Here is a 12,419-nt window from a genome sequence, read left to right on the forward strand (position 1 = left end):
ATTGTTATTAGTATGCCAGAAGAGAAGATATAAAAGCATCTTAAAATAATGAAAAGCCAGTTTTCTTTTTTTATTTTTTCTAGTTTACATAATATATATTATAACAAGCAATTACAATTATGAAAAATTCTGTCTCAAATTAAAGTATACTTTAGATAGTGAGACAGAATAAAAATTTTTACTTGTAGTTTCTTAAATTATTTCTACTGTTTTTATATATAATTGTTTGTTCGTGCTAAAATTTAATTTAATTTTAGCTGAACATTTATTTTTATTTTAATTGTTTCTATAATATTGTCTTTAGCATAGATTCATTGCATCATTTATTTCATTTTTCTAGTTAAATTACATGTTTAAACGCAATCTTATTGGTTCACTTTTTTATATAATGAAAGCGCTTTTCATAAACAAAAAAAACTAGACATAAATTTTAATGTCTAGTTGCTGTTAACTATTTTATAACTACTTTTGCTGCCTGCCTTCTTTCCACAAACAGGAAAACTTTCCTCATAATAAGCGGGACTATAAATAATATAAACAAAAGCCTGAACAATTGATATGTGGTAATAATCGTCAAATCGGCTTTAACTGCCTGCCCGAGCAAGGCCATTTCCGCCATTCCTCCTGGTGCAAGGCCGATAAATGCGGTTAATAGCGATATATTCTCTTCTATCCCCAGTAAAATGGCGGACAGAACGAAGGAAAAACCAACAAGTACGATCGAAGAAATAATTGAAACGGCTAAGAATCGCGGTTTATTCTCGATTTCGCCGAATTTCATCTGCATGCCTAAATCAATGCCCATCATTACCTGTGCTGCAGCAATGACTGGCACTGGAATTGCCGGTACATCCATGCCAATAAGCAAAAGACCAGCAATGATGATAAGCGGTCCTAGCATATAGGGAGTTGGAAATTTGCATTTTTTTGCAACTGCCCCAGCTGCATATGAAATGACTAGAAAGAACAGAAACAGCCAGTTTACGCCTTCTGCATTTGCACTTGCTACTGCTGTGCTTCCTGCATGGAAAATCGGACTATAAACGATAAAAGGAACTAGCATAACCACTGTCATGATACGGCTGACTTGAATGATAGTTACGACAGTAAGATCTATGCCCTTAATTTCTGAGCTGATCGCCACCATTTGTGTTAATCCTCCAGGGATACTGCCTGCAATCGTTGATTTCAGGTTGCTGTGTGTGAGTTTATTCGTCACAACTGCAAGCAGCAGACTGAACAGGATTAAACATATGGTCAATACCAGCATGGATGGCAGATGTGTAACCATATCCATAAGTGTTTGTTTATTGAAATTTTCTCCGATTGTATAACCGATTGGAATCAGTGCATAAGTGCGAAAGGAGAAAGGAAGTTTTGGAGTCTGCTTGGTGAGTTTAATAAAGGCTATTGTGCCGATCATCGCTCCGAGAAGCCATGCTAACGGCAGATGAAGCAATTGAAAAAGTGTTCCGCCAATAATAGCTGACACTAACATTTGATAAAATGACATTCTATATCCCTTCTTGCTAATTTATTAGATGTATATATAATATACTATCATAAAAATTAGTTTGGGTTTCGAAAGATTATTTTTTGCGTATAAAAAACTGTTCATCCACCCTCCCTTTTCGGATGAACAGTTCTCTGTTATTTTTTGCTGATTTCTTTTACTTTTATTTTTTCTAATTTCCAAGTGTTATCTTTGTTCGTCCACACTGTCTCCAAATATGCTATTTTATCGACAGGTGCTATGCCGCTAATCATTTGCTTGCCTTCTAGTGTTAATTTATGTTTATAGCTCGAAGGCTTTAATTGGGAGAACGGACTGATAATCAGCTCTGTAGACTCATTCAAATGCCCATTTTGATATAAGCCTAATTGTTCATATGTATTTTTTCGCTCATATAAATCAAAATTATAGGTTTTTATCCCTTCAATCACTAGCTCTGCTTTATAATCTTCCTTAAAGCTGCTTGTCATCACAGGTAATTCTGGAATGGAAGCTTCCTTTATCTTCGTACCGTCGTAATCATAAATCGCAAATCTCTTTTTGCTGCCTAGTTCATTTTCAGCTAGTGTTAAGAACATTTCATCCGTTCCATCACCATCCAAATCGATCAGTTCTAACTGTGGGTTGAATCCGCCATCTACCTCCTGTACTGACTTTTGCTCCTTGCTGTCAGTTATTTGAATCGTTAGTCTTGTATAAAAGTCATTCTCTTCCTCTGAAAGAATTCCGTTTAAGCCAATAGTTTCCTGTTTTCCATCACCATTTATGTCTTTTTGTTCTTGAAGCACATTCTTTTCCTGCTCTTCATTTTCCAATGCGTAGGCCCCTGTGATCGCACTTAGTGACATGAAAAAAAATGCGGTGAAGGCGAACAATAGTTCTTTTCTCAATTTAATCCCTCCTGGCGTAATCCTGTTAGTAAATATCATCTCCAATAATGGAAAAAAGATGTAAAGGAGGAAGAAAAAAATCCTTCACCATTTTGGTGAAGGATTATCTTTTTAAGATTCTACCGGTTTTGTTAACCAAGCTAATATAACTTTGCCTGCATCAGATTCATCAATGACAAATGATCCGTTTGAATAACGGTCATTGAATCGGATTGATTCCACCTGCACTTCTTCGACTAGTCCTTTTTCTGTTTGGAGATGAACGGTATCTGCTTTACCTGCAATAAACATGCTGACAATGCGATGTGGATTAGCTTTAAGCTCTCTCAGCATCACAACGCCGCGTTTCGCTCTACCGCCATTCTCAAATTCTGCTAACTTCATTTTCTTCACAGAACCACGCTGTGTCATAATAACAACCGATTCATTGGCTTCATCCGTAATGATTTGACCGGAGACAACATAGTCATCTTCTTTTAAGCTTATGCCTTTCACACCAGCTGCCCTTGCTCCGACAATATTGACTTCTTCTTCATGGAAGCGAAGTGCATAGCCGAAATGAGTGGCGATGATAACACCTTTATTGCCGTCTGTCACTACGACATCGACTACCTCGTCTTCCCCTTTCAGATTTAGTGCAACAAGAGGCTTGCTGTAGCGCTGTGCTTTATAGCTTGTCAATTCGGTCTTTTTCGCCATGCCATTTTTCGTGAAGAACAGCAAATACTTGCCTTCCTCAAAGCTCTTAACTGGTATTGCATGAATAATGCTTTCATTTCTATCGATTGGAATAATGTTAGAAATATGCTGTCCAAGATCCTTCCAGCGGATATCTGGGAGCTCATGGACTGGGCAATATAAATAATTTCCTTTATTCGTAAACAGCAATACAACTTCAGTTGTATTAACATCCAATTTAGCTAAGATACGGTCTGAATCCTTCATGCCGAAGTCCTGACCATTGCTTGCCGCATAGGAGCGCTGGCTAGTCCGCTTCACATAGCCTTCTTTTGTTACTGTTACGATAACATCCTCACTGCCGACAAGAACTTCGAGGTTGATTTTGATTTCCTCAATTTCAGCCTGAATCGCCGTTCTTCTGTCAGAAATAAAGCGTTTTTTAACATCTTTCAGCTCTTTTTTGATAACAGCAAGAAGTTTTTTCTCACTGGAAAGAATCGCTGTCCATTCTTCGATTTTCTTCGCCAAATCTTCTGCTTCTGCAGTAAGCGCCGTGATATCCGTATTTGTAAGTCTGTATAGCTGCAAGGACACAATCGCTTCCGCTTGAGCTTCAGAGAATTGGAAGGATGCAATTAAATTATCCTTCGCATCTCGTTTATCCTTAGACGCACGGATTGTGGAGATAACTTCATCTAAAATAGACAGTGCCTTTATCAGACCATCAACGATATGCTGTCTTTCTTTCGCTTTTTGCAGATCATATTGCGACCTTTTTGTCACAACATCCTTCTGATGCTCAATATAAGCATCCAATAGCTCAATAATGCCCATCAGCTTCGGACGTTTATTATGAATGGCAACCATATTGAAGCTGTAAGTAATTTGCAGATCTGTATTCTTGTATAAATAATGGAGAATACCAGAAGCGTCTGCATCTTTCTTCAGCTCTATGACAATGCGCAAGCCTGTCCGGTCTGTTTCATCACGGACCTCAGAAATCCCTTCGACTTTTCGATCAAGCCTGATTTCATCCATTTTCTTCACTAGATTGCTTTTATTTATTTCATAAGGTATTTCTGTTACGACAATTTGCTGTCTCCCGCCGCGAATATCTTCAATATCCGCTTTGCCTCTGACAATAATTTTGCCTTTGCCTGTTTCGTAGGCTTTTTTAATACCGTCTACCCCTTGAATAATGCCCCCTGTTGGGAAATCAGGGCCCTTGATATGCTTCATGATATCTTCTACGGTTGCTTTTGGGTTATCCATTCTTTCGATAACACCATCAATCACCTCACCTAAGTGATGGGGTGGAATGTCTGTTGCATAACCAGCCGAAATCCCTGTTGAACCGTTCACAAGCAAGTTCGGGAACTTTGCCGGCAGAACAGTCGGTTCTGTTGATGTGTCATCAAAGTTCGGAATGAAATCGACCGTTTTTTTATCAATATCCTTCAGCAGTTCTGATGATATTGCAGAAAGTCTTGCTTCTGTATAACGCATTGCCGCAGGAGGGTCACCATCAATACTTCCGTTATTACCGTGCATTTCAATTAGCAGATTTCTGACCTTCCATTCCTGGCTCATCCGCACCATCGCTTCGTACACAGAGCTGTCTCCGTGAGGATGGTAGTTACCGATAACGTTACCGACTGTCTTCGCAGATTTTCTGAAGTTCTTGTCATGAACATTACCATCAACATGCATCGCATATAAAATCCGACGCTGAACCGGCTTCAAGCCGTCGCGGGCATCTGGCAGCGCCCGCTCTTGAATGATGTATTTACTATAACGTCCAAAGCGATCACCGAGAACGTCCTCTAAAGGCAAATCACGAAATTGTTCCGTTGAACTTGAACTCATGATTCATCCCCCTCCTCTGCAACCACAATATTTTCATTTTCTAATATATTGCCTTCCTCTTCGAGTCCGAACGCAACATTTGACTCAATCCATTTCCGTCTAGGTTCTACCTTATCACCCATCAGTGTTGTGATGCGGCGTTCCGCTCGTGCGATATCATCGATCTTAACACGGATTAATGTTCTTGTTTCAGGATTCATCGTTGTATCCCAAAGCTGATCTGCATTCATCTCGCCTAATCCTTTATAACGCTGTAGCACATAGCCCTTACCGACCTTTTTGATAGCGTCCTGCAGGTCATCGTCGCTCCATGAATACTCAATAACCTCTTTTTTTCCTGAGCCTTTGCTTACCTTGTATAACGGCGGTAGTGCGATATACACTTTTCCTGCTTCCACAAGCGGCTTCATATAACGATAGAAGAATGTGAGCAGCAGCACTTGAATATGCGCGCCATCCGTATCAGCATCTGTCATGATGATAACTTTGTCATAATTGGAATCATCGATATTGAAATCCGCTCCGACACCTGCTCCAACCGCATGAATAATAGTGTTGATTTCTTCATTCTTAAAGATATCAGACAGCTTTGCTTTTTCTGTGTTGATAACCTTACCTCTTAATGGCAGAACGGCCTGGAAGCGTCTGTCTCTTCCTTGTTTAGCAGAGCCGCCTGCAGAATCACCTTCAACTAGATACAATTCGTTTTTCTGCGGGTTTTTTGACTGTGCCGGTGTCAGCTTGCCTGATAGCACTGTTTCGCCGCGCTTTCTTTTTTTGCCGCTTCTGGCCTCTTCCCGAGCCTTTCGCGCCGCTTCCCTTGCTTGATATGCTTTAATGGCTTTTTTGATTAGCAATGTGCTCGTATCAGGATTTTCCTCAAAGAAGTAGGAAATATGCTCGGAAACGACTGCATCGACAGCGCTTCTTGCTTCACTTGTACCAAGCTTGCCTTTCGTTTGTCCTTCAAATTGCAGAAGGCTTTCCGGTACGCGGACAGAAACAATCGCAGACAAACCTTCTCGTATGTCTGATCCGTCTAAGTTCTTATCTTTATCCTTAAGCAGGCCGACCTTGCGGGCATATTCATTAAACATTCTCGTCATTGCTGTCTTGCTGCCCGCTTCATGTGTTCCGCCGTCCTTTGTGCGGACGTTGTTAACGAAGGAGAGAACATTTTCTGAATAGCCGTCATTAAATTGGAAAGCGAATTCTACTTCAATCCCGTTGCTTTCCCCTTCTAGGCTAACAACCGGGTGCAGAGTATCCTTCTCTTCATTCAAGTACTCAACGAAAGCTTCAATTCCGTTGTCATAATGAAAGACAGCATGGACATCATTGCGCTCATCTATTAATTCGATTTTAAGTCCTTTTAATAAAAAGGCTGACTCTCTCAGCCTCTCTGAAAGCGTTTCAAAATTATAAGTAGTTGTAGAGAAGATGGAAGGATCCGGCTTAAAGTGAATAGTCGTGCCAGTTTGATTTGTTTTGCCTAGCTTTTCAAGCGTAGTAACTGGCTTTCCTCCATCTTCAAAACGCTGTTCATAGATAAAACCGTCTCTTTTTATTTTAACGACAACCCACTCGCTCAAGGCGTTGACAACTGACGCACCTACACCATGCAGACCGCCGCTCGTCTTGTATCCGCCTTGTCCGAACTTTCCGCCTGCGTGCAGGATCGTAAAGATTACTTCAGGTGTCGGCTTGCCGATTTTGTGCATCCCTGTCGGAAGTCCTCTTCCTTTATCCTGTACACTGATAGAATTATCTTTATGGATTTTTACAATGATTTCTTCACCGAATCCGGCTAATGCTTCATCGACAGCATTATCTACTATTTCATATACAAGATGATGCAACCCTCTTGAATCTGTACTGCCTATATACATACCGGGACGCTTTCTTACAGCTTCCAGTCCTTCCAGCACCTGTATGGCATCATCGTTATAGTCAAATGGTTGTTGATTTTTCGCCACAGACATACCCCTTTCACCTCAAAAACACGACATATTATCTTTTTATGTAGCATGTCGAACAATTGTTTATGTATTCGTCTATAATTTCATTTATCCTCTTTGTTTGCAGGATTATTTTTTCTTTATCTTTTTGCCATCTATAGTGGACGAAGCACACTATTTTATGCATTTGATAAAAAAATACTAAAATCAGAACGTTTGTTCTTATCATATAATAGCAGCATTTTTTCTACAAGCATATTGATATATCGAGTTACTCACAAAATAATCGATTAAATTCAATATTAAACCAAGAAAGCTAAAAGAGAAAAGCTTTTTTTAATAGGTTTCGTTTATGCATCTTAATTATGTTAACACATATTTCTTATAAAAAAAACGCTAACTACCGTTTCTCTGACGGGCTATCCTCATAATAGCGCAGAGAGAAAATAAAAAAACGGATGCAAATAAGGTGCTTTTAAGACCGCTTCTTATGAGGGTCAAGTTACCTTATTGCATCCATATTTTATAGTTATTTCGTTAGAGCATGTTCTACTTTAATACAGCGGTCCATGATAACCGTATAGCCTTTTTCTTTTAAAGAGTGAAAAGTTTCTTCATGAACAATTCCTTGCTGTGCCCAGAAAACATCAGCATCGATTTTTTCAAATTCCGCCGCAACTTCTGGAAGAAATTCAGATCTTCTAAATACATTGACAATATCAACATGTTCTTTAATATCTGTCAGGCATTTATATGCTTTCATTCCTAAAACTTCATCTACTGTAGGATTGACGGGGATGATGCTATAGCCTGCTTTCATCATGGCTTCTGCAATCATATAAGAAGTTCTTTCTGGATTGTCACTTAAACCGACAACTGCGATTTTTTTTGCCTTTTTTAATAGTTTGCCGATTTCTTCCCTGCTTGGGTTTTCGATTGCCATAGTATTGTTCCTCCTTTAATTAACCTTTATTTCTACTTTTATACTAGTGGACGTGTATCTGTTGATGCAACTAATATGAACTAGGCTTTGCTTACTCTGATTCCTTATCCTTGTCCTTTTTTTCCTTCTTTTCAGGCATTGCTCTGTAGATTTGCGTATGCATGCTGTTTTGTTCTATATTTTGCAAAAAGAACTCACCAATCAGCTTTTGATAGTCTTCATCCTCATTCATCTTTTTGCCTTGCAATTCCATTTCAGCCAATCCTTCGTACTCCGTTAAAAGGGCATATGTATGATCATTGCCTGAGATAGGCGTCAATATTTCTACTTTGTGTGAGTAATTTTCATTACTAAACTTTTTCAGCTCACGCAAATTTTCCAATCCTTCTTTGAATTTATCTTGCTTGAGTGAAAATGTTTGATATACATAAACGGTCATTTTTAAATTACCTCCAAAAAGTCAATTATGATATATTAACATTCCCTAAACAGCAAAAAAAATTCTAATCAATAACTAAGGAGCAACTGCTGTGCTCCTTAGTTATATTTATCTTTCCAATGCATTTAAGCGCTGATTAACTCTTTGCAAACTGCGCTCAAGCTGGTCAATATCTCTTTGCTGCTGGTTATTCTCCCGCTCTAGCTGATTTATTCTCCGTTCCAGCTGATCAATACGGCGATCCTGAGCTTCAATCCGTCTTTCTAACTGATTAAGCCTCCGCTCAAACTGTCTCCACTGTGGCTGTTGAAAAAGCTGTGACAGCTGGATTTGTCTGTTCGGATCTTCGTAATATCCTTGCGGGTATTGGTAATCATATTGAGTTTGTGGATAAGCGTAATTTACATAAGGGTACATATAGGCAACTCTCCTTTTTTTATGTCACCCATAAAGTATGCAAACTTCTTTTTTAGTGATATAGGCAAATGCCTAAATTGCCGTTTGTTAACTTGGCTTTTTTCATGGGACTATATATTTTTTCCTGACGATAGTCATATAGTACCTTAAAAGACGTAAAAACGGAGGCAAATCGATGAACCATATTGTTAAGCCCGGGGAGACTTTAACCCAAATCTCAAAAGACTATCGCATTCCATTAGCCAGTATATTAACAGCAAACCCAACAATCCAGCCAAACAGCATCTTCCCCGGACAAATAATCATCATACCCGGCTTACCGTCCCCTGAGAGTATTCCTTATCGAATAGATGTTTCGATAGGTAATAAAATATTGCGCTTGTTTAGAGGCGGTGTTTTGCAAAAGCAGTATCCGATTGCAGTAGGCAGAATGCTGTTTAGCACACCTGTAGGCAATTTTGTTATCATCAATAAAGCGCCGAATCCTGGAGGTCCATTCGGTACAATGTGGATGAGTCTTTCTAAAGAGCATTATGGTATCCATGGTACAAATGATCCTAGCTCCATTGGCAAAGCTGTATCAAGAGGATGTATTAGAATGCAAAACAAGGATGTGGAGGAATTAGCAAGCATTGCTCCTATTGGCACAGCTGTAGCCATTCATCCATAAACCTTATTAAATATAGTCTACAAATTCACGGACTGGCTTTCGGTATCCGCGCGGCTGTCTGCTGTCTGTTTTCTCCTTGCCAATGGTAATCATCAGCACCACCTCTTCCTGATCGGGAATCTGCAGTATTTCACGAACCTGCTTGTCATCAAATCCAATCATCGGGCAAGTGTCCCAGCCTTGATTCTTTGCTGCGAGCATAAACAGCATGGCAGAAAGTGAAGCATTACGAATTGCTTCTTCTTTTTGGAAGGTGTCACCTCTGTCTTCATAAAAGGAAGTTGTATCCTGAACTAAATGGTCATATTCCTGCTTGTTTACAATTCCGAGCATCTGCAGACCTTCATAGATTTCTGGTGCTTGTTTATAAGCAAGTTTGTTCCCAACTACCAATATAACAGCAGCAGCGCTTTTTACTTTGTATTGACCGTTTGCGGCATTTCTTATTTCAGCTTTTTTCTCATCATCTATAACAGCAATATACCTTGTATGCTGTAAATTAAAAGCAGATGGTGCTAGCTTAACCGTTTCAAAAATACTATTTAACTCTTCTGTTGAAATCGGGTTTCCTTCCAAAAAGTTGCTCGCAGAGCGTCGTGATTTAACTAGATCTAAAAATTCAGCCATGATTTGTTTCTCCTTCGATTTTATCTTTATTTAATATATCTTGAATTAAAGGTATATTAAATAAAGTCCTTTGTAAAGCTTTTTACTTCCTGTTTTGCCAATAAAAAAACTGCCATTAGAGGCAGCTTTTTTTATGAGAAGCGTTTAATAGAAAAAGGTGAGATATTATATTCTGTCTTCCCCTTTGTTGCTAAGTCACTTAAAATTTTACCGACCACACTGCTGAATTTAAAGCCATGCCCTGAAAAACCTGCCGCAATGGCGACATTGGCGTAATCAGGATGAAGATCAATTATAAAGTCTTCATCAGGTGTCAATGTATATGTGCAAGTTTTGCCAAACTTCAGCTCATCTGTTAATGGCATATAAGTGGAAAGAAACTGCCCTACATCTCCCTCATCCTCGGCAAGCTCACCAAATGGGCTGATTGACTGGCCTGGTTGTATTTCAACACCGCCGCCGTCATGTCTGCCTATTTTCAAACCAGCTTGTTCGATGCTTGGAAAGCCGTAATACATGCCTTTTTCCGTTTCAAAGGAAAAGGCCGGAAAGTTTTCACTAGAATAAATGGCTTCATCAGCATGGAACCAAGCAAACGTCTTCCTTGTCGGTTTTAATGGCAGCGTTAAACCTAGAGTAGCTAACAGCTTGCCTGCTGATGCGCCGCCGCAAATGATAAGAGCGTCTCCATAATAGTTATTGGTTGCCGTTTTTACGATTGCCTTCCCATTATCCATCTGCAATTCTAGTACTTCTGTATATGTAAGAAGATCTGCTCCCTTTTTAATAGCCTGCTCTTTATATGCTTCAATACAAGTCTCGCTTTTAAGCACTCCTGACGATTTTTCAAAGCAGCCGATATAATCAGCCGGTAGCTTAATGCCAGACCACCGCTCCATTACTTCACTTGCTTGCAGCACTTCCACTGGCAGGTTATATGTTTTCGCGCTATATATTATGTTTTTCATAAATGGTGAATCTGCTTTGCCGACATTTAATACACCTGTCTGCAAAAACAGCTGCTTGCCTGATACCTCTTCAAGCTCGCCCCAAAGCTCCTGTGCTTTTAACGCCAAAGGAACATACTCAGCACCTTCCCCGTATGCATGACGGATAATTCTTGTTTCGCCATGGTGGCTTCCATGTGCATGAGGAGGGTCATAGGCATCAATTAACAATGTCTTTTTTCCTTGTTCCGCTAAATAATAGCCTGCTGCCATCCCCATGGAACCGGCACCGATGATAATCGCATCATATTTTGTCAAAATATTTCCTCCTTCTCTTCCCCTAAACGTTAACTCTCTTTTTTTATATAGCCAATCATACCATTGTTGCACAGCTTGAAAAATAAAAATTTTCTAATAAGAGTTAATAATTGGGCTTCTTCTTAAAAAAAGTAGATAAGCTCATTAACAGCAAGCCGACATACCCTATACAGAAAACTCGCAACGGAAGGTGATCACATGCAATTTGGACCATTTCAACCTAATTTCCCTTGGGGGCAAGGTCAACAAAGCTATCCATACGGCGGCTGGCAGCAAGGTCAGCAGAACTATCCGTTTGGTGGCTGGCAACAACAAGGCTATCCATACGGCGGTTATCATCAATATCCTGGAGGGTATTATCAAGGTTTTCATGACGATTATCCATACGGATGGCATAAACCCCACCAAGATTGGCATAAGCCATACTACCCGCAAGATTCATGGAAAAAAGGCTACCATCATCCACAAGGTCATTGGGATGACTGGCATAAGCAATATCCACAAAGATAGTCACGATAAAAGAGGTGAGTGATCTCCTCTTTTTTCTATCTGACACTAAAAAAAGAGGAAGCGTCATTTAAGGAGGAGCATGAGAATGGAACATAACGAACGTCCGCAGCATTTAGCATGGCATGAAACATTAGAAATACATGAATTAACAGCATCACAATCAGTAGCATTAATGAAATTGAAACTCGCACTTCCAACGGTGACAGACCCAGAACTAAAAAGGCTGTACACAAAGGCTATTGAAGGTTTAACAGCTAATATAAAAGACTTGCTTGAATTCTATCCGTTAGCACCGAGAGAGGAAGACGAGGAAGAGGACTTGCGCAATCAAGCATTAACACCTTTTCTGGCAGGAGATTTGCTTGGTCTATTTAAAGCAAGTGTCAAAAATTATGCGGTTGCCATTACTGAAACAGCTACACCTGAATTAAGAAAGGTGTTAAAAACGCATATAAACAAAGCGATTGATTCACACGAGGAAGTATTCCACTATATGTATAAAAAGGGGTATTACCCAGCTTATGATTTAAAGAGTCTGCTGCAAAATGACGTTAATCTTGCCAAAAAAGCGCTTAATAAATAGTCATTCGTTTTAGATGTGAAAACAGTAAACACCCCTCTTATAAGGATAAGAGGGGTC

The 12,419-nt window shown here is 39.5% G+C and carries 12 protein-coding genes; 3 read left to right on the plus strand and 9 right to left on the minus strand.

Annotation, left to right across the window (positions count from 1 at the left end; genetic code table 11):
* Window positions 1-451: 451 nt before the first annotated feature.
* The 7 genes from MKX82_RS10155 to MKX82_RS10185 all read right to left on the minus strand — a co-directional run bounded on the left by MKX82_RS10155 (window position 452) and on the right by MKX82_RS10185 (window position 8,707).
* Window positions 452-1,513 (minus strand): AbrB family transcriptional regulator, encoded by a 1,062-nt coding sequence (locus tag MKX82_RS10155; protein ID WP_237941438.1) that lies wholly within the window; start codon window positions 1,511-1,513, stop codon window positions 452-454.
* Window positions 1,514-1,650: 137 nt separating this feature from the next.
* The gene (locus tag MKX82_RS10160; RefSeq protein ID WP_341076884.1) at window positions 1,651-2,403 is read right to left on the minus strand and encodes a hypothetical protein; all 753 of its coding nucleotides are present in this window, start codon (window positions 2,401-2,403) and stop codon (window positions 1,651-1,653) included.
* Between the two features lie 111 nt (window positions 2,404-2,514).
* A complete protein-coding gene (gene parC, locus MKX82_RS10165) occupies window positions 2,515-4,950 on the minus strand; it encodes a DNA topoisomerase IV subunit A (protein WP_341076886.1) in 2,436 nt (811 codons plus the stop codon).
* Entirely contained in the window at window positions 4,947-6,926 is a 1,980-nt protein-coding gene (gene parE, locus MKX82_RS10170; protein ID WP_233313824.1) for a DNA topoisomerase IV subunit B, read from the minus strand. The genes parC and parE overlap by 4 nt, the downstream gene beginning before the upstream one ends.
* 511 nt (window positions 6,927-7,437) lie before the next feature.
* Complete coding sequence (locus MKX82_RS10175; protein ID WP_341076889.1) at window positions 7,438-7,851, minus strand: CoA-binding protein; 414 nt, start codon at window positions 7,849-7,851, stop codon at window positions 7,438-7,440.
* 91 nt (window positions 7,852-7,942) lie between these two features.
* Entirely contained in the window at window positions 7,943-8,290 is a 348-nt protein-coding gene (locus tag MKX82_RS10180) for a hypothetical protein (protein WP_233313822.1), read from the minus strand.
* A 108-nt stretch (window positions 8,291-8,398) separates the two neighbouring features.
* The gene (locus MKX82_RS10185; RefSeq protein ID WP_233313821.1) at window positions 8,399-8,707 is read right to left on the minus strand and encodes a hypothetical protein; all 309 of its coding nucleotides are present in this window, start codon (window positions 8,705-8,707) and stop codon (window positions 8,399-8,401) included.
* A gap of 175 nt (window positions 8,708-8,882) precedes the next feature.
* On the opposite strand from MKX82_RS10185, the gene MKX82_RS10190 reads away from it, so the two are divergent.
* Window positions 8,883-9,377, plus strand: a complete 495-nt coding sequence (locus MKX82_RS10190; RefSeq protein WP_233313820.1) for a L,D-transpeptidase family protein — start codon at window positions 8,883-8,885, stop codon at window positions 9,375-9,377.
* Between the two features lie 6 nt (window positions 9,378-9,383).
* Here the strand turns inward: MKX82_RS10190 and MKX82_RS10195 are convergent, their stop codons facing one another.
* Both MKX82_RS10195 and solA read right to left on the minus strand, forming a co-directional pair.
* Window positions 9,384-10,004, minus strand: coding sequence for a nitroreductase family protein (locus MKX82_RS10195; RefSeq protein WP_237941441.1), 621 nt, complete (start codon window positions 10,002-10,004; stop codon window positions 9,384-9,386).
* 131 nt (window positions 10,005-10,135) lie between these two features.
* Complete coding sequence (gene solA / locus MKX82_RS10200; RefSeq protein WP_251646053.1) at window positions 10,136-11,269, minus strand: N-methyl-L-tryptophan oxidase; 1,134 nt, start codon at window positions 11,267-11,269, stop codon at window positions 10,136-10,138.
* A gap of 198 nt (window positions 11,270-11,467) precedes the next feature.
* On the opposite strand from solA, the gene MKX82_RS10205 reads away from it, so the two are divergent.
* Entirely contained in the window at window positions 11,468-11,779 is a 312-nt protein-coding gene (locus MKX82_RS10205) for a hypothetical protein (protein WP_341076893.1), read from the plus strand.
* 79 nt (window positions 11,780-11,858) lie between these two features.
* Entirely contained in the window at window positions 11,859-12,362 is a 504-nt protein-coding gene (locus tag MKX82_RS10210) for a spore coat protein (protein WP_285854777.1), read from the plus strand.
* Window positions 12,363-12,419: the final 57 nt, after the last annotated feature.

This window comes from Niallia sp. FSL R7-0271, from assembly GCF_038005785.1.
GTDB lineage: Bacteria > Bacillota > Bacilli > Bacillales > Cytobacillaceae > Niallia.